This is a genomic window from Cupriavidus sp. 21MJTG02-4 (assembly GCF_057798975.1).
This window is the reverse complement of sequence record NZ_JBYOJP010000007.1, coordinates 1-17307: the sequence shown is the minus strand read 5'-3', so window position 1 is coordinate 17307 and position 17307 is coordinate 1. Positions and strand designations below refer to the sequence as shown.

The 17307-nt window shown below is 65.8% G+C and carries 14 protein-coding genes and 1 rRNA gene; 5 read left to right on the top strand and 10 right to left on the bottom strand.

Annotation, left to right across the window (positions count from 1 at the left end):
• Positions 1-6: 6 nt before the first annotated feature.
• The gene (locus AC3FKH_RS15720) at positions 7-1329 is read right to left on the bottom strand and encodes a cytochrome c oxidase subunit II (protein ID WP_488676817.1); all 1323 of its coding nucleotides are present in this window, start codon (positions 1327-1329) and stop codon (positions 7-9) included.
• Between the two features lie 301 nt (positions 1330-1630).
• Positions 1631-2134, bottom strand: coding sequence for a hypothetical protein (locus AC3FKH_RS15715; protein ID WP_488676816.1), 504 nt, complete (start codon positions 2132-2134; stop codon positions 1631-1633).
• Positions 2135-2426: 292 nt separating this feature from the next.
• On the opposite strand from AC3FKH_RS15715, the gene AC3FKH_RS15710 reads away from it, so the two are divergent.
• Complete coding sequence (locus tag AC3FKH_RS15710) at positions 2427-2609, top strand: hypothetical protein (RefSeq protein ID WP_211958527.1); 183 nt, start codon at positions 2427-2429, stop codon at positions 2607-2609.
• A 236-nt stretch (positions 2610-2845) separates the two neighbouring features.
• Here AC3FKH_RS15710 and AC3FKH_RS15705 read toward each other — a convergent pair whose 3' ends face one another.
• Positions 2846-3043: a rubredoxin gene (locus AC3FKH_RS15705; protein ID WP_483732684.1), complete on the bottom strand. Its 198-nt coding sequence runs from the start codon at positions 3041-3043 to the stop codon at positions 2846-2848.
• Between the two features lie 127 nt (positions 3044-3170).
• The gene (locus AC3FKH_RS15700; RefSeq protein WP_488676815.1) at positions 3171-7076 is read right to left on the bottom strand and encodes a DUF748 domain-containing protein; all 3906 of its coding nucleotides are present in this window, start codon (positions 7074-7076) and stop codon (positions 3171-3173) included.
• A 298-nt stretch (positions 7077-7374) separates the two neighbouring features.
• On the opposite strand from AC3FKH_RS15700, the gene AC3FKH_RS15695 reads away from it, so the two are divergent.
• A complete protein-coding gene (locus tag AC3FKH_RS15695) occupies positions 7375-8685 on the top strand; it encodes an MFS transporter (protein ID WP_488676814.1) in 1311 nt (436 codons plus the stop codon).
• Positions 8686-8757: 72 nt separating this feature from the next.
• Here the strand turns inward: AC3FKH_RS15695 and AC3FKH_RS15690 are convergent, their stop codons facing one another.
• Positions 8758-9846, bottom strand: a complete 1089-nt coding sequence (locus tag AC3FKH_RS15690) for an extracellular catalytic domain type 1 short-chain-length polyhydroxyalkanoate depolymerase (protein WP_488676813.1) — start codon at positions 9844-9846, stop codon at positions 8758-8760.
• A gap of 258 nt (positions 9847-10104) precedes the next feature.
• Between AC3FKH_RS15690 and AC3FKH_RS15685 the strand changes: the two genes are divergently transcribed.
• The gene (locus AC3FKH_RS15685; protein ID WP_488676812.1) at positions 10105-10875 is read left to right on the top strand and encodes a Crp/Fnr family transcriptional regulator; all 771 of its coding nucleotides are present in this window, start codon (positions 10105-10107) and stop codon (positions 10873-10875) included.
• Between the two features lie 207 nt (positions 10876-11082).
• Here AC3FKH_RS15685 and AC3FKH_RS15680 read toward each other — a convergent pair whose 3' ends face one another.
• Together AC3FKH_RS15680 and AC3FKH_RS15675 are read right to left on the bottom strand one after the other, a co-directional pair.
• Positions 11083-11436, bottom strand: a complete 354-nt coding sequence (locus AC3FKH_RS15680) for a hypothetical protein (protein WP_488677045.1) — start codon at positions 11434-11436, stop codon at positions 11083-11085.
• 114 nt (positions 11437-11550) lie between these two features.
• The gene (locus AC3FKH_RS15675; protein ID WP_483712045.1) at positions 11551-11838 is read right to left on the bottom strand and encodes a transposase; all 288 of its coding nucleotides are present in this window, start codon (positions 11836-11838) and stop codon (positions 11551-11553) included.
• Between the two features lie 891 nt (positions 11839-12729).
• Between AC3FKH_RS15675 and AC3FKH_RS15670 the strand changes: the two genes are divergently transcribed.
• Complete coding sequence (locus tag AC3FKH_RS15670; RefSeq protein ID WP_488676811.1) at positions 12730-13686, top strand: LysR substrate-binding domain-containing protein; 957 nt, start codon at positions 12730-12732, stop codon at positions 13684-13686.
• A 374-nt stretch (positions 13687-14060) separates the two neighbouring features.
• On the top strand, positions 14061-14720 hold the full coding sequence (locus AC3FKH_RS15665) for a response regulator (protein ID WP_488676810.1): 660 nt from the start codon (positions 14061-14063) through the stop codon (positions 14718-14720).
• A 22-nt stretch (positions 14721-14742) separates the two neighbouring features.
• On the opposite strand, the gene AC3FKH_RS15660 is transcribed toward AC3FKH_RS15665, so the two are convergent.
• The 3 genes from AC3FKH_RS15660 to rrf all read right to left on the bottom strand — a co-directional run bounded on the left by AC3FKH_RS15660 (position 14743) and on the right by rrf (position 17175).
• A complete protein-coding gene (locus AC3FKH_RS15660; RefSeq protein WP_488676809.1) occupies positions 14743-15204 on the bottom strand; it encodes a MarR family winged helix-turn-helix transcriptional regulator in 462 nt (153 codons plus the stop codon).
• A gap of 53 nt (positions 15205-15257) precedes the next feature.
• The gene (locus tag AC3FKH_RS15655) at positions 15258-16856 is read right to left on the bottom strand and encodes an MFS transporter (protein ID WP_488676808.1); all 1599 of its coding nucleotides are present in this window, start codon (positions 16854-16856) and stop codon (positions 15258-15260) included.
• 205 nt (positions 16857-17061) lie between these two features.
• Positions 17062-17175: ribosomal RNA gene (gene rrf / locus AC3FKH_RS15650) — 5S ribosomal RNA — on the bottom strand.
• Positions 17176-17307: the final 132 nt, after the last annotated feature.

The window sequence follows — 17307 nt, the reverse complement described above, 5'->3', positions numbered from 1 at the left end:
CTCTCCTCACTTCGTCGCCTTGGGCGACGCGGTCGCCGGCACCACGGCGGCATTCGATGTCGTGTACGTGCCGGATGCCGACGATGCCGCCTGCGAGCTGGTTTCGGCCGCCGCGGTGGCCCCGGTGGGCGCGCCTGCCGATGCCGACTCCGGGGGCGCAGCAGCCGTGCCGGCGCCGCTGCCCTGCGAGCGGATATAGGCCATCAGGGCACCGACTTCCTCTTCGGTCAGCGGTATCTTGGGCATGACCGGGCCGAACCCCTTGACCAGGCGGGCCTGCGGGTCGGTGATTTCCTCTTTCAGGAACGCATCGTTGACCGGGGCGCTGCTGCCGTCGGAAAACGTTTCGGTCCGCCCATACAGGCCCTTCCACGTCGGTCCCACGCCGGGGTTGCCGTCAACGCTGTGGCATCCCGCGCATCCCTTGCTCTGTGCCAGCGCGTGGCCTTTTGCTGCCAGTTCCGCGTCGGCGCCGCTGGCCACCCCGGCCGGCGCCGGCGGCGATGGCGCTGCCGCCTTGGCGAGCGTCATCGCAAAGGTTGGCTGCTTCGCCAGCCATGTGTCGAAGGCGGCCTGGTCCTCCACCACCACCATGCCGCGCATGTTGTAGTGGCCCACGCCGCAAAGTTGCGCGCACAGGATTTCAAAGCGCCCCGCCTGCGTCGGCGTGAACCAGAACGACGTCACCATGCCCGGCACCATGTTCATGCGAGCGCGAAACGGCGGTACGTAGAAGTCGTGCAGCACATCGCGCGAGCGCAGCAGCACCTTGACGGGCCGGTTCAGTGGCAGGTGCACTTCCGGCCCGCTGATGACGACGTTGTCCTGCCCGCGCGGATCGTCCGGATTGAGGCCCAGCGGATTGGTACCGCTGATGAAACGCGGGTCGGAGGTGCCAAGCTGGCCGCTCTTGCCCGGAAAGCGAAAGGCCCATTGCCACTGCTGGCCGATGACTTCCAGCACCATCGCGTCGCGCGGCGGGCGCACGTAGTCCGCGTACACGAACAGCCCCGGGGCCAGCAGCGCCATGACGCCGAGCGCGGTACCGAGGGTAAGCCAGAGTTCCAGCTTGCGGCTCTCGGGATGGTAGCTGGCGCGATGCCCGTTCTGCCCGTCCTGCCGCGGCGCACCATGACGGAAGCGCCAGACGATGTAGCCGATGAACAGGTTGATGACGATGAAGAAGATGCCCGTGATGACCAGGGTAATGGTGAGCGTGTCGTCCATCTGCTTCCAGTTGGACGCCAGCGGGGTCGCCCACCACGGGCTCAGGAAATGAAAGAGCACCGAAGCGACGACGATGACTACGAGTGCGATGGCCATCGCCATATCCACCCTCCTCCTCGCGCGGGCGAGGGATGCGGAAGTCACGCAGGGTTGAGATAAGACTAGTGCATGCCGTCAGGTCACTGCAAGGCAACACGGGCGCCCACGCTTTGCGCATCGCACAATCCACCGTGCGGTCTCGCACAAGCGCTGCGGGCATGGAAAAAACGGCGGATGGGACATCGTCTCCCATCCGCCGTTGTGGTCGCGCGCCGCCCGTGTAGTGACAAAAGCGCGCGGCAAAATCAGCGACGCTGCAGTGCGGCGCACATCAGCCGCCGCCGTGCGTTGCCGCATCTGGCGCTCAATGCGATACGTCCTTGCTTTCGAGCTTCCAGTAGCACACCGCGGCCACCATGCCGAAGATCATGTGGCCCACCAGCGTGTGCCAGCCGCGCGCGTCCGCGAACCACGTGAAGACGCGCGTCATGACATGGAAGTCGAACACGTAGACCGCCGCGCCGAACACGGCGCCGGCGAGCAGGATCATGCGGACGCTCGAATCCAGCTGGAACGGCGCGATGATGATGGCCAGCACCATCCCCAGCACCGCGCCCAGCACGAAGTGGATCAGCAGTGCCGCCGCCACGGTGCCCACGCTGAACAGCGAGGTCTGCAATACATCCCGGCCCATCAGGATCGCGGCGATCATGCGCGTGGTGCCCCACGGATTCACGCCCGACACCATCGTGGACCAGAACAGTTCCAGCACCAGCAGCAACGCGCCGGCCGCCAGCCCCGATACCGCGGCTGCGGTCCAGTCCGGCGAGCGCCGCACGTAGTGGTGCGAATGCATGTGAAGTTCCATAGCCACCTCCGCCTCTCTGTATCGCAGGACAGGCCCGCGTATTTGGACAGGATAGGACACGCGGGTCGCACAGTTAGACCCGGCAGGGCGAAAAAGATGCCAGCGTCCGCGCTCCACCCCGCACGGCATGCCCGCAGGTGGCATGGACGGTACGCGGTACGCGTTGCGCGGGCGGGGTGTCGCAGCAGGACTGCCGTTGCGCATACGGGTCAATCCCGATGCAAGCAGCCGTTTATTCGCCACACACTGCCTATACTGGAGTCGTAAGACAGAGAGACAGGAGACCGCCATGATGTGGCATTTTCAGGCGCACGATCTTGTATTCCTGATCCCGATGGCGCTGGTGGGCGTGATCGCCATGGGCTCGATCCCGGTGACCGCCAGGTTCCTGCGTATCAGTTGCCGCACCATGGGCGCACTCATCGGCGCGCTGGTGGCTGTGCTGGTACTGGAGGCGTTGCCGCTGCTGATCTGAGCCGCAAGGCTCGGGTATTTGCCGAGAGAGAGGAGGGCCGCGCATGTCGATCGGCCTGATGGCCGCCGTAATGGCGGTACTGCTGTGCATGACTGTCTTGGTTGCGGTGTGGCGATGCAGCCACCCCTACAGAATGCGCTATCGGCGCTGCGCGCGGCAACGCACTGGCCTCTGCAGGCACGCGGCCAGGCACTAGCCCACCGCTGCTATCCGCGTGCCGGCACGGGCCGGCAACGTCACAGTTCGATCATGGCGAATTCAGCCTTGCCCACGTCGCATTCCGGGCAGCGCCAGTCGTCGGGTACGTCTTCCCAGCGGGTGCCGGCCGCCAGGCCGTCTTCCGGACAGCCCAGTTCTTCGTCGTACACCCAGCCGCAGATCACGCAAACCCAGGTCTTGTAGGCCACTGCTGCTTCAAGCTGATCCTGCTGCAAAACTTTCTCCTAAGCGCGGCCGCGTGTACGCGGCCCGATACATTTTCCGGGCCGAATGATACGCGGTTTTTGCGAGCGGCGAGTCGTGAGGGATGCCGGCGCCTGCCGGCGCCGGCCACCGAAGCGCCTACTGGCGGATCGAGAAATCCACCCGGTTCGGCGTGCCCTTGTCCTTGATGCCCTCGGCGCTCAGGCGCGGCGCGGTCAGGAACAAGCGGTCTTCCGGCACCTTGCCGTCGCGCTCCAGCGCCTGCTTGACGACCAGCGCGCGCTTGTCCGCCAGGTGCCTGAGATCGGTATCCGTCACCGTGGCATTCGCCATCAGCAGCTTCTCCATTTCCTCGGGCGGCAGCGACTTCGCAAAGCCGACGAAATTGCGCGGCTTCTTCATCGAGGTGCGCTTGTAGACCTCTTCGAGATACTTCGGGTACTCCTGCTTCGACACCTTGACGTCGGCGCCCTGCTCGCCCGTTTCGCTGTCGCCGGCCTCGTCGCCTTCCTGCGCGCTCTTGCGCAGGTCGCGCCGCTTCTGCTCGGCCACGCGGGCGTCCAGCCAGGCGCGGCGGGCGCCAGCCTCGTCGGTGGCCGGGTCGATGCGGCCGCTGATTTCCAGTTTCAGCGACGGACGGTCGTTGAGCGCCTTGGCAACCGTGGCGATCTTGTCTTTGGCCGGGGGCGCAAGCGTCGCGGTGCCGGGCGTGAATTCCACGTAGCCAAGTTCCTCGCCGCTGCCGCCGCCAAACGCCGAGCCGATCAGCGCGAACGGTGACGTGATCGCCTTGGCCAGCAGGTTAAGGATCACGCGCACGATCACGCCGCCGACGCTGAACTCCGGATCCGACAGCGAGCCTGACACGGGCAGGTTGACATCGATGACCCCGTGGCGGTCCTTGAGCAGCGACACCGCCAGCAGCACGGGCAGCTTGGTCGCCTCCGGGCTGTCGACCTTGTCGCCGAACGTGAGCTGGTCGAGGTACAGGTGGTTGCTGGCATCAAGCTTGCCCTGGTCGATCTTGTAGGCCACGTCGACGGTCAGCTTGCCCTTGGTGATCGGGTAGCCGGCGTACTTGGCCGCATACGGCGTCAGGCGCGTAAGTTCCACGCCGGAGGCCTTGGCGGCAATGTCCAGGAACAGCTGCTCGCCGAGCGGATTGATCTTGCCGCTGATGCTGACCGGCGCATCGTCATCGAGCCGGCCATTGAGCACGAGGTCGGCTGGCGTCGGGTCGCCCGACGCCACCTTGGACACCGAGCCCTTCATGCCGGTCAGGTTGGCGCTGTAGTTCGGCTTGACGAAGAAGTCCGAGAAATTGATGTTGCCCTTGTCCACCGATACGCCGCCGATCCGCACCTGCGGCTTCGGACCCGCGGCCGCCTGTGCGGAAGGTGCCGGGGGCGCCGCGGCCGGCGCGGATGCCGCCGGTGCCGACGCCGGGTTCGCCTGCGTCAGGCTCGTGGCGGGCGGCGCCTCGCCCTTGGCCGCGCCGCCCGCCATCACGTCCTGCAGGTTCAGGCGGCCATTGGCGTTCAGGATCACGCGGGCATAGAAGTCCGACAGCGCGACATTGTTCAGCGCCACGCGCATCGGGCCCTTGCTGTCGTCCATGTCGAAATCGATGCCCGACACCGCCAGCGAACGCCAGCGCAGGAAGTCGTCGCCGGTCACGCGGTCCACGGTGCGCACATTGGCCACCTGCGCGTTGCCCGCAAAGCGCGCGGCAATCGGCTTGCCCGGCGGCGCACTGACGGCCAGCCGCCCCTTGACGGTCAGCGTGCCGCTGCGCAGCGCCGCGTTGAGGCGATCGCCCACGTAGGGCTGCACCGGTGCCAGGTCGATCTCGCGCAGGTCCAGCTGCAACTGGCTGGCCGGGGCGGCAGGCAGCACGTTGCCTTCCAGATTGATCACGCCGCGCTTGCCCGACTCCGCATGCAGCTTGACCGGCAGCGCCGCCGAGGTCAGCGGCCAGGCGATGGCCCCCGTGGTCAGGCCGATATTGCGGTACTGGTGGATGACCGGGCGGCCGCGGTTGATCTCCGCCGGCGCGTAGTCGGCCAGGCGCGCCGAGCCGCCGTCGAGCCCAACCTTGCCGAGCCGCACCTTCCAGCCACCGCCGGCCGCCGGTGCCGCGCTGTTCGCAGCCGGCGCGGGCGGCTGCTTGCGCTGGGCTTCGGTCTGGCGTGCCGATTCGCTGGCCCAGATGCGCGCCATTTCCAGCAGTTGGCCGCGATGGTCGCGCGTCGCGGCAATCTGCGGCTTGGTGATCGCCAACTGCCCCGCCTCGAAGGTCTGTTTGGCCAGGTCCAGGCCGATATCGTCCAGCACCACTTTATCGGCCTGCATCAAAGGCAGGTTTGCGCCCTCGGTGTCGGCCTCGCGCGCGCGGCGGTTGCGGCGCTCGACGCGTTCCGCACGCGCCTGGCGCGCCGCGGGCTGGCCCGAAGCTGCCACGGCCGCCGGCATGACCACCGGCTCGCGCGTCGCCACATGCAGCGGCGCCAATTCCAGCCGCGACTTTTCGAGCACGAACTGGAACACGGGCTGCGCCCACGACATCCGGTAATGAAGCTCCGCGTTGACCGCGGTCTTGCCGAACTGGGCCTGGAGCGCGTGCGGCCACCAGGACGCAAACCCCTGCGGCTGCAGCCCCGAGGTCTCGAGCGTGCCGGCCAGCGTTCGCTGCCGCATCGACAGTTCGCCCATATGCGTGATGGTCTGGCCATCGGCCACTGTGATGGTGGCCTGCAGCTTGGTGGCCTTGTCGGCCTCGGCACTGGCCAGGCCATTCACCTCTGCATCGATGGGGCCCAGTACCAGCTTGCCCGGGCCGGACGGCGCCAGCGCGTCTTCGAAGCCGAAGCGGGCTTGCTTGAGCGTGACGCGGTCGACGGCGTAGCGCCACCCCGCCTCTTGCGGCTTTGCTGCCGCCGTCGGCGCCGATGCCGGCGCGGGCTGCGGCGCGGCCTTGGCTTCAGGCGCGGCTTGCGGCACGAAGGCCGTGACCAGGTTCAGCGAACCGTCCGCGCGCCGCACGGCGGCCACGTCCAGCCCCTCAATATCGACGCTGCGCAGGTGGGCGCGTTGTGCCAGCGGTTCCACGCGGTCGATATCGAGCGCCAGCTTGCCATTGCTGAGCAGCGGCGCGCCGGCGGCCGTGCGCACGTCCAGCTCGCGCAGGGATGCGGTGCCCGACACGAAGATGTCCTGCTTGTCCTTCTGCTGGCGGAAGCCCACAGTCAAGCGCGTGTCGAGCAGGCCGTGCTTGACCTGCGCATCCTTGAGCCTGGGCGCGAACGGCATGAAGCGCGCCACATCGAGCCCGTCGAGGTTGACGTTCAGGTGCGTCTCGCGCGAATCGGCAAAAGGCAGGACGGTGCCACCGAGGGCCAGCGGCGTGCCGTTGATCTGCGCGCTGAGCGTGGGCCGCGTGACGATCTCCACATCGTGCGGCAGGTTCGACAGGAAGGGCAGCGTCAGCGTCAGGTTGTCGACCTTCACGGCGGAGCCGGCCACCTTGTCCTCATAAGCCACCGAACTGCCCGTGACGGCAATGTTATTGACCGAGAAGCGGGCCGGCTTGGCATCGGGCGGCTTCGGCGGCTGGGCGGCGAGCTTGTCCTGGATATCGGCAAAGCTCAGGCGGCCGTCGGCCTCGCGCGTCACATGCACGGCCAGGCGGTCGATATGCAGCGAGTCCACCACCGGCGCGAGGTGCCAGACCGAGGCCAGCGAGGTGTCGGCTTCCACCTCGCCCAATGTCACGGCGGGGGTCTTGCCGTCGCGCTCATAGATGGTGAGGTCCTTGAGCGTCGCCGCCAGTTCGAACGGACGCACATGCGCCGCCCCCAGCGTCACCTTGCGGCCGAGCGCCTCGGTGGCGTTTTTCTCAATCAGCGACTTGATCAGCGGCGGACCGCCAAAGTAGCCCGCGAGTCCAAACACGGCCAACGCGGCCAGCACGCCGCCGGCCGCGCGCACGGCCAGCTTTCGCCGCGGCGTAGCCGTGGCGAACTGGATGGAATTCTTGATTTCCATGTCATTCCCGATGAATCCAACCCCGCTCCGAGTGACGCACAGCACTTTGTGCCCCGGATTTCACTTTTTTTTGACATTATGGCAATGCTTAGACGCAAAGCAAAGCAATCGTCTTTTGTCTTGTCAACAAGACAAGGGCTGATCTGATATCTTTACGCCTTTGCGAAGCGTCTCGTCGCAAGCCTGCGGCTTACCCGCCACGTAGTGCCTGCCTCTCCCGCGCTGTACCCTTCCAGCCACACCCTCCACGACCCGTGTTGTGCGCTTCGCATGAGATGCCATTCATGCGAGTCCATTCATGTCTACCACCAGCAGTACCGCCCCGATCGCAGGCGCGCAGGCCCGGCCCGCGCGACGACTGACCGGGCAGGATTACAAAACGCTCTCCCTCGCCGCACTGGGCGGCGCCCTCGAGTTCTACGACTTCATCATCTTCGTGTTTTTCGCGACGGTGATCGGGCAGTTGTTCTTCCCGCCGTCGGTACCCGACTGGCTGCGGCAGCTGCAGACCTTCGGCATCTTCGCCGCGGGCTACCTGGCCCGTCCGCTGGGCGGCATCATCATGGCGCACTTCGGCGACCTGCTGGGCCGCAAGAAGATGTTCACGCTGTCGATCCTGCTGATGTCGGTGCCCACGCTGCTGATGGGCCTGATGCCGACCTACCACACCATCGGCCTGATGGCCCCGGTGCTGCTGCTGGTGCTGCGCATCCTGCAGGGCGCCGCCGTGGGCGGCGAAGTGCCCGGCGCCTGGGTCTTTGTATCGGAACACGTCCCCGCGCGCCACGTGGGCTATGCGTGCGGCACGCTGACGTGCGGGCTGACCGCCGGGATCCTGCTCGGCTCGCTGGTGGCCACCGGCATCAATTCGGTATTCACGCCGGCGGAGCTGGCTGACTGGGGCTGGCGCGTGCCGTTCCTGATCGGCGGCGTATTCGGCATCGCGTCGATGTACCTGCGCCGCTGGCTGCATGAAACGCCGGTCTTCGCCGAACTGCAGAAGCGCAAGGCACTGGCGGCGGAAATGCCGCTGAAGTCGGTGGTGCGCGATCACCGCGGCGCCATCGCGGTGTCGATGCTGCTGACGTGGATGCTGTCCGCAGGCATCGTGGTCGTGATCCTGATGACCCCCACGTTCCTGCAGAAGCTTTATGGCTTCGACGCGCGCACGGCCCTGGTTGCCAACAGCGTGGCCACGCTGTGCCTGACGGTCGGCTGCGTGGTATCGGGCGCGCTCGCCGACCGGTTCGGCGCACGCCGCACGTTGTTCTTCGGCGGCCTGCTGCTGGCCGCCAGCGCCTACGCGCTCTACACCACCGTCCATACCCGGCCCGACCTGCTGGTGCCGCTGTACGCGCTGGCGGGCTTCCTGGTCGGCACCATCGGCGCGGTGCCGTTCGTGCTGGTCAATGCCTTCCCGGCGCAGGTTCGCTTTTCGGGCCTGTCGTTCTCGTACAACCTGTCCTACGCGATCTTTGGCGGCCTGACGCCGATGGTCGTCACGCTGATGCTCAAGAACGATCCGCTCGCGCCCGCGCACTACGTGGTCGCGGTATGCGCTATCGGCATGGTAACGGCGCTGTTCGTCAAGGATCCGGCGCGCAGCTGATGCGAGCCCGTGCCTGAATGAGAGGAAGGAGGGCCTTGTCGCCCTCCTTTTTTTTATGGGCGTACGCGCGCGCTAGCGCCGGTGTCCGCGGAAGAACTCCCACATCATCGCGCTGGCATCGGGGCCGACGGCGCTGTGATAGCTATAGTCGCCGTCTCCGCCGCTCCATGCGTGGCCCAGCCCCTCCACTTCCACCAGCGTGACCAGATCGCGGCTCCAGCGCCCGAAGCGCGCTTCATGGAAATGTCCGGCCGGCAGGCGCGCCCGCGCCGCGGAAATGCCGCCCGGACCGTCTTCCAGGCCGTTGTAGGCCAGGAACTGCCGCGCCAGCAGGTGGCCATTGACCGGATGGACCGCATCGTCGTCGAGGCCGTGCACCACGATCGCCGGCAGTTCGGGGCCGCCCGGCGTGGCCCCGGCGGCGTCGAGCAGCCATGCCGGTTCGGCGGTCGACCCGTGGCGCATGGCCCTCAGACCGGCGTGCGGGTTATCCGCCTCGCCCACCACGACCCCGGAGTGCAGACCTACCGCCGCGACAAGTTGCGGGTAGCGCAAGGCCACCACTGCGGCCATGGCGGCGCCGGCCGACATCCCGGCGACGAAGACCTGGTCCTCGCGCACATCGAGGCGCCGCGAGAGGGTCTCGATCAACGCCGCGACGGCATGCGCTTCGCGGCCACCTTCGCCGTCGGCCAGGTCGAACCATTGCCAGCAGCGCTGCAGCTGGCGCCGCAGCGGCTGCTGGGGATACGCCACGATGAAGCCCTCACGCTCGGCCAGCGCGTTCATGCGCGTGCCGGCGGCGAGTTCGTCGGGAGTCTGGCGGCAGCCGTGCAGCATGACCACGAGGGGCAAGGGGCTGTGGAAGCGTTGCCCGGCGCTGGCCGGCACATACAGGTGATAGGACAACCGCGGCACCAGCTCGCCGGCTAGTGGCTCCAGGCTCAGGCGGTGGGATTCCCAGCTGCCCGGCAAATGCGGCGCGGGATGCCGTGGAGAAAGTGGAGCGCCATGCGGTGTCCGGATACGGCGCCGCGGCGCCAGATGGCTCAACGATTCAACGCGTTCCAGCCACGCTTTGACTTGTGCTTCGGTCTGGGCCTGCGCCCGGCTGAATCGCCGGAATTGCGCCTGCCAGTCCATGGCAAGGCTCTTGGCCATGAGAACTCCTGGTTGCGTGCGATGCATCTCCCCCGGATGTTCTGCGTATTGTTGCGATGCAGCATAACACAGCGACGGCCGCGACTGCCTCGAGCGTAGCGTTTTCGCATCGTCGGACGACGCCCACTTGACGGGCGGCCCAGGCTTTACGCCAATCGAAAAGTTTCAAGCAGGACCACGAAAGAATACAGATCGTGGGGAGATAGCAGCCGTTGTCGCGCATTTATACTAGGCCGTCGCCTCAGGCGCCCTCGCCCCATGCCCGACTCGCCCTCCTGCTCGCTCTGCCTCTTTCGCCATGTCTGCCGTGACGCCTCGACGGCCGACCGGTCGCCCAGTGCGCAGAAGCCTTTGCAGCCTGCGCACGTCACGGTAGCCGCCGGCGATGCCTTTTATCGCCAGGGCCGCCCCGTGGCTGCATCGTTTCCGTTGCGGGAAGGCAGTGCCAAGCAGGTTTATGAATCGCCGCTGGGATGGCGGCAGGTCACGGGATTCTCGCTGTCCGGCGATGTGCTGGGCCTGGAGCCGAACGAGGCGCCGGTCTACAGCGTCAGCGCCATCGCCTTGCAGGACACCCTGTGCTGTGTCGTGTCGATCGAGGCGCTGCGCACGCACATGGCCGACCCGGCCTTCCGGGATTCCGTGCTGGCCGTGATGCGTCGTCAGTCCGAACGCGAGCGCGTCCTGCTGGTCGCGGTCGGCTCGATGAAAGCTGCCCAGCGGCTCGCCATGCTGCTGCTCGACCTGGACACCGAGCACCGCCGTCGCGGTGGCGCCGACGGCCCGCTTACGCTGGCCATGTCGCGATCGGACATCGCCAGCCTGCTCGGGCTGACGCTGGAAACGGTGTCGCGCCTGTTGTCGCGATTTGCGTCGGTGGGACTGATCTCGGTCCGGCAGCGGCGCTTGAGGCTGATCGACCGCGACGGCCTGGCCGCAGTCTATGCGGACCTGGAACCGATGCCCCGGCAGGCGCCGGCCGCCATGTCGGCGCATGCCGCGGCCGGCGACGACCCGCACCCGTTCTGACTCACTGCACGAGGCGGGTCATCGCGGTCTGTCAGCGATCCGCCACGCGCTTCCAGCCGTCCGGCGAGACACCAGGCAATGATATGCCGTAAGCGGCGCATGTTCGCTCTCCACGAGAATGCAAGTCGACCGACCGCGTCCCGCCAGGCCGCTATTGCGGCCTGGCGGTCCTGCGTTTTGTACCGGCTGGTGCAGCCCGCGCTGTCGTCACCGTGGCTGCTGCGCGCATTCCTGGCGGTATGCCTCTTCCAGACGCTTGCGGTCCGCCTGTCGCTCCAGCGTCGGATACGTGCGCCCGTCAGCCGTGGTGACCGACGAGTTGCCGGTCGACCACTGCGGCCCCGAGGGAAGCGCGTTGATCTGATCCAGCAGCGACTGGCAGCGCTGGCGCTGCGATACCGACAAGGTGCCGTCGGTGGCGTCCACGGTTGCCGTGGCGGGATCCAGCATGCGGGGCGGCGGGGGCGCAACCATCGGCGCCGGGAGCGACGCATCCGGCGCGGCCCAGGCCTGTACGGCAAGCAGCCCTGCACAGGCCAGCAGTGAAACCTTGCAACCCATCAACTTCTTCAATCTATGACTCCGGGACAGCGCCCTGCCCGACTGGGATGAGGCAAGACGCCTGCTCGATCCGCATGGGATCAGCGCTAAGGTGGGAGGGTAGCGGGGCTGCGGTCAACGTTCCTTCCCGCTGCCGCTGCGGCCCGCCCGGTTGCGCAGGAGTTCCAGCTTGAGCAGCGCATCCGCCAGCATGCTCTTGAGCCGGGTGTTCTCCTCCTGCAACTCGCGCAGTTTACGCCCTTCGCGTGCATCGCCCTGTCCCGGCTGCCCATAGCGCGCGCGCCAGCCATAAAAGGACGCATCGCTGAAGCCGTACCGCGCGCACAACTCGCGCACCGGCACGCCGCTGGCGGCCTCGGCCAGATAGCTGCGGATCTGCTCTTCCGAATACCGTCTGTTCACCGATTCTCTCCCGCTACGCAACAGTCTTATGCGTGCCGGTAACCGAGCCCGACCCTGCCCCGTACGTTAGCCCACTGCCGAGCCAAAAGGCAATTCAACGTCTTTGCTGGGCGAGTTAAGAAAATTGTGCAGGCCGGCTTTAGTGCGAGGGCAATATTTGCGTACGTCGCCTGCCATGACGCCTCACAGGATGCACGGATGATCGTCGTCAGCGGAATGCGACTGCCTTGGCCGCCTGCTTTGGTTTTTCCAATTTGGAATCCAGAATGGCCGCATGTCGCGCCCGCCGGAATTTCCGCCTGAATCCGGCACGTCGTTGCCCGGAGCATCGATCGATGGAGCGAGCCCAAGCAATGCGCCCTTCCCTTATGCGCGGCGGTTTTCGGCCGTTTTGCGCCATGTTCTCATGTCCGGACAAGCGCTCGTGAAACGTGAGCGTTGCATATCGGAATGTCAGTTACTTCCTAGGAACTTTCCAGTTGTTGTATTAAGATTCCTCGGCATCAACTAAATTTCGTACGCCCGCAAACAGCGCTCCACGGAACGCGAACAGACGGGCGGCGCGCCAGTTCTACGCCGGCACTCACACGCCCGGTGACGCATCCAGAACTGTCGGCAAGCAAGGGCCTGAAGGATTGAGGAGTCACTGCGCCATTTGTCGACGCGAGTCGCACATTTAGGAGTTGTGTCATGCTTCTTCGTAGCCTGATCCGCCACAACCAGCGCTTGCCGGTTCCTGTTCCCACAGCCACGGAAATTCCTTTTTCCGCTCGCGAACCCGTTCGCTAGGTTCGCGGCGCGACATGCAATGGCCGCGCCAAGCTGTCACATTGTCGTGCCAGGAAATAAAAGAAAAACGAAAACAGAATCCATGGATCGGGAGAAGTCAGAATGCGTCATGTCAGCACGAAGTTGTTGCACGTCTTTGTTCTGGTGATGGAGTACCGTGACCTCAGCGCGGTAGCGGCCTGCACGCAAGGCCGCGTTCCGACGGTCGCCTACAGCCTTGCACGGTTGCGCGAGATCACTGGCGACCCACTCTTCGTCAAGCGCAACGGCACGCTGGAGCCGACCCCGCACGCCCTGCGCCTGGAACAGACCGCCAGGCAGATCCTGGCAAAGTGGAGTGTGCTGGTACGGCCGAACGAACTACCCCCGGCAAAAAGCCGCCACGGCCGGCGCCTGTCGATCGGGTTTTCCTCGTCCATTGGCGACCCGGTCATCACCGAGATCCTGACCACGCTGTGCGAGCAGTTTCCGCATGACAGCTTCGTGACCAGGCCCGTGATCGCCGACCCCACGCTGTCCGAGAGCCTCGACAGTGGCGAGCTCGACTGCGCCTTCGTGGTCGACGGCGGGCATAACCCGGAAAAGGTTCTGCCGCATAACATCCTGGCCACGCCGCGCCGGCTGGTCAGTGCGATGCGCGCCGGCAGCGCGGACGATACGGAAAGCGACTGGATCCTGCTGCAGGAAGACTGCGAAGCCGGCAGTCCGTTGCGCAGCTTCCTCGCACGCCAGGCCAGCACGCCGGGACATCGTGAAACGGTGGTGCCGTCCTGGCATACGCAGATCACGCTACTGCATTCGGCCGGCGGTATCTGCCCCGTGCTGGATTTCAACGTGCCGCTGGTCACGCGTGATCGCAAGACGCGCCTGCTGGCCCCGCCGAGCAGCTTCCCGGAATGGGCCGCGCTGCATTTCTGGGCCCCTGAACGCGCACACGACAAGAGCGCGCTGCGCGACATCATGGACGTGGGCAATGCCGTGCTGCGCGATCCGCTCAAGGCCATCGACGGCCGGCGCAAGAGCCGGCAGGAGTCGCCACGGCACGCCGCCGCGGCCTGAGCGGCGACCAGCAGGACAGGCAGCGGCGTCCGGCACGCATCCGTTTGCGGTAGCGCAAACACCGTTCGCGTAAGAGCCGTTTCGCGCGCACGCCTGCTATCCGCCCGTACCCCGCCACACGCGCATCGCCGTGCCATCCCGCCGACGGCACCGCAACGTTTGTCTGCAAATTTTTGCGAACTTTCTCAGTCCGCCGCGGCTGCCGGGCCAGTATTCTGGGCTCGCACTAGCCGTGTCGCGGCCGCCTCCCGTTTGGCTCGAGACCCTGGCACGTGCGCAGATGTTGATGCGTCCTTCGCGCCGCGCGCCGCCATGGCGTGCGGCGATTTTTTGGGGCGCAGCACAGCTGCCATCTCCACGACAAGGACCGCGCCATGACACTGAGAATCCTGCTGGCCGACGACCACCCGGTCGTCTGCGCTGCCGTCCGCGACCAATTGCAGACGCAGCCGGGCTGGGTGGTTTGCGGCATGGTCAACAGCGCCACCGAACTACTGAGCAGCGTCGAAACCCTGCGCCCGGACATCGTGATCACCGACTATCACATGCCGGGCCACAGGGACTCGGATGGCATCCGGCTGATCTCCACGCTGCGGCGGCACTACCCCTCGGTCAGCGTGATTGTGCTCACCATGATCACCAACCCTTTGATCCTGCGCTCGATTCTCAATGCACGCGTGCAGGGGCTCATGCTGAAGGACGCACCGCTGTCCGAACTGATCACGGTCGTCGCCCGCATCCAGCGAGGCTTTCACTACACTGGCAAGTCGGCGCTCGATATCCTGTCGCAGACCAGCCTGGACAGTCCGCACGAACCCGGCCAGCAGATTGCGCAACGCCTGTCGGTGCGCGAGACCGAAGTCATCCGGCTCTATCTGAGCGGGCGCTCGGTCAGCGAGATCGCTATCATCCTGTGCCGCAGCGTCAAGACCATCAGCCGCCAGAAGAATTGCGCGATGCAAAAGCTCGGGGCCAGCAATGATCGCGAGCTATTCGAATGCGCGGCGCGCCAGGGCATCTTGCTGCCGACTTAGCAAAATCGGTCGCGCGATGCCTTCAGTCGGCGTCCGCCAGTTCCGTCGCGCGGGCGACGGCACCGGCGATGCCGGCCTCCAGCTGGGCCAGGCCTCTCGACAGTTCGAGCATGGTCGACTCGGGGACGTTCTCGAGCACGTCCTGGAGAAAGGCCGATCGCCGGGGCATCTTGTCTTCCACCATGGTCCTGCCCGCCGCGGACAACGTGACATGCGTGACGCGGTTGTCGCGCTCGGAAGTATTGCGCAGGACCCAGCCCAGCTCCTCCATCGCCTTGAGCTGCCGAGTCAGTGCGCCCGGGTCCATGCCTACGCGCTCGGCCAATGCTTTCTGCGCGATCGCATCCTCCTGCGTCTGCAGCGCAAACAAGATGCGCCAGCGCGGCAACGGCAGCCCGATACGCTGCTCGAACGCCGACGCATAGGCGCGGTAGGTCCGCCCGAACTGCTGTAGCACCGCCAGGCTTTGTCGCTCCAGTTCCATCCATTCTCCCGTTTCCAAGGCCCCGGCATGCTGCTCGCCGTCCGGCGGCCGTTTCAGTCGGCCGCCATGGCCGGTTGCTGGCCGGCGCGCACCAGCCTAACCGGCGGCACGCGTCGTGCGCGCCACAGTCCCACCAGCGCGGCGACTGCGGCAATGACAAGCCCCAGATGGATTGCCGTTACAAGCGAAACACGCGCCTGCTCCAGCAGCAAGGCGCCATTGTGCCCCGCCTGCTGCAGTTCGGTCAGCAACCCGGCCTGCGCGGCCTTGTCGATCAGTACCTGCGGGTCCGACATGCGGCCGAGCCAGTCCAGCGCATTGGCTGTCGCCAGCGAATGCTCCACGCCAGCGGTATAGGAACGCGTCACCATCGTGCCAACCATCGCGGTACCGACCATGCCGCCAACCATCCGCAGCGACTGCAGCATCGCCGTGGCAATGCCCAGGTGTTCCCGGCCCACCGTCTGCTGGGCGAACACCGTCAGGTTCGGCATGATGAAGCCGAGTCCGAACCCTGCCAGCAGCATGATCGTCAGCAGCAACGGATGCGACATGCTACGCGTGGCCTGTGACAGCGCCAGGCATCCGGCGGCCAGCATGCCGAAGCCGGCAAACAGCATGGCATTCGGATGGCGGATGCGCGTGATGATGCGCCCGTTCACGATGCTGCCGACCGTGATGCAGACCACCAGCGGCGTCACCAGCAATCCCGCTTCGCGCGGCGAGTATCCGAACCCGCCCTGAAGCAGCAGTGGCGCGTAGATCAGCAGCGCGAACATGGCGAAACCGACCAGCACCGCAAGTTGAAACAGCGGTGCCACGCCCGGATGCCGGAACATGTCCAGCGGCAGGATCGGATTGGCGCAGCGGCGCTCCCATTGCCACAGCCCGATCAGCGCCGCCATCGCCGCGACCAGCAGCCCGGCGGTCAGCCAGTCGACGCCGCGCTGCGGCAGCAGTTCGACACTCATCTGCATGCCGCCCAGCCCCACGCCGATCAGCAAGGCGCCGAGCCAGTCGACCCGGATCGGCCCGCTGTGCGATTGCTGGCGCAGATGCGGCAGGTAGCGCCATACGAACCACAGGCTCAGCGCGCCCACCGGCAGATTCACATAGAAGACGGCGCGCCAGCCATACAGTTCGGTCAGGATGCCGCCCAGCGAAGGTCCGACGGCATTGGCCACGCCGAACGCCGCGCTCATCAGCACTTGCCAGCGCAGCCGGACGTGCGAATCCGGAAACAGGTCTGGAATGCACGCGAAGGCGGTACCCACCAACATGCCGCCACCGATCCCCTGCAATCCGCGCGCCGCCACCAGGAACGGCATGCTCGTCGCCATTCCGCACAAGGCCGAGGCCACCGAGAACACGACGATGGATGCCAGCACGAAAGGCTTGCGGCCGTAGTAGTCACCAAGACGACCGAAGATCGGCACGGTGATGACGGATAACAGCAGGTAAGACGTGGCCACCCAGGCGTAGTACTCGAAGCCCTGCAACTCGGCAACGACAGTCGGCAATGCCGTGCCAACCACGGTTTGGTCCAGCGCCACCAGCATCGACACGAAGGCAACGCCCAGCATGGCGAGCAGCGACTCGCGGAACGGGAGGACCTGACCGCTGCCATGCCCTGGCTGTGCCTTTGGCGTCATGTTGTTGCTCGATCAATCGTTGTAATGTCAATTATTATAGGACAGGTTTGGAGAGTTTTCCGAAGCTCGATTACGCCGACCTGTGGCCCTGTGGAACAGGCTGGCGAAAAAATGCAGCCTGTCTTCGCGGAGGCATCGCAAACGCGATGCCCCAAAGCAAAAACCCCTCGCAGCACACGCTGTCGAGGGGTTTTGCATTGTAAGAGCCTGGCGATGACCTACTTTCACACGGGTAATCCGCACTATCATCGGCGCGGAGTCGTTTCACGGACCTGTTCGGGATGGGAAGGGGTGGTTCCAACTCGCTATGGTCACCAGGCATAAGGGGTTGTGGCGCTGGGCAGTTCGTCCAACGCCACCAATTCGGGATGTAGTTCTGTAGTCTTGGGTTGTGCTGTATCGCTCGGCACAAGGCGATCGACCCACCAGGCTAAAACACACTGGTTATAGG

Excerpts from the sequence above, each read along its gene's own strand:
- AC3FKH_RS15720 (WP_488676817.1), bottom strand. The coding sequence starts at position 1,329 with ATGGCGATGGCCATCGCACTCGTAGTCATCGTCGTCGCTTCGGTGCTC.
- AC3FKH_RS15715 (WP_488676816.1), bottom strand. The coding sequence starts at position 2,134 with ATGGAACTTCACATGCATTCGCACCACTACGTGCGGCGCTCGCCGGAC.
- AC3FKH_RS15710 (WP_211958527.1), top strand. The coding sequence starts at position 2,427 with ATGTGGCATTTTCAGGCGCACGATCTTGTATTCCTGATCCCGATGGCG.
- AC3FKH_RS15700 (WP_488676815.1), bottom strand. The coding sequence starts at position 7,076 with ATGGAAATCAAGAATTCCATCCAGTTCGCCACGGCTACGCCGCGGCGA.
- AC3FKH_RS15695 (WP_488676814.1), top strand. The coding sequence starts at position 7,375 with ATGTCTACCACCAGCAGTACCGCCCCGATCGCAGGCGCGCAGGCCCGG.
- AC3FKH_RS15690 (WP_488676813.1), bottom strand. The coding sequence starts at position 9,846 with ATGGCCAAGAGCCTTGCCATGGACTGGCAGGCGCAATTCCGGCGATTC.
- AC3FKH_RS15685 (WP_488676812.1), top strand. The coding sequence starts at position 10,105 with ATGCCCGACTCGCCCTCCTGCTCGCTCTGCCTCTTTCGCCATGTCTGC.
- AC3FKH_RS15680 (WP_488677045.1), bottom strand. The coding sequence starts at position 11,436 with ATGGGTTGCAAGGTTTCACTGCTGGCCTGTGCAGGGCTGCTTGCCGTA.
- AC3FKH_RS15670 (WP_488676811.1), top strand. The coding sequence starts at position 12,730 with ATGCGTCATGTCAGCACGAAGTTGTTGCACGTCTTTGTTCTGGTGATG.
- AC3FKH_RS15665 (WP_488676810.1), top strand. The coding sequence starts at position 14,061 with ATGACACTGAGAATCCTGCTGGCCGACGACCACCCGGTCGTCTGCGCT.
- AC3FKH_RS15660 (WP_488676809.1), bottom strand. The coding sequence starts at position 15,204 with ATGGAACTGGAGCGACAAAGCCTGGCGGTGCTACAGCAGTTCGGGCGG.
- AC3FKH_RS15655 (WP_488676808.1), bottom strand. The coding sequence starts at position 16,856 with ATGACGCCAAAGGCACAGCCAGGGCATGGCAGCGGTCAGGTCCTCCCG.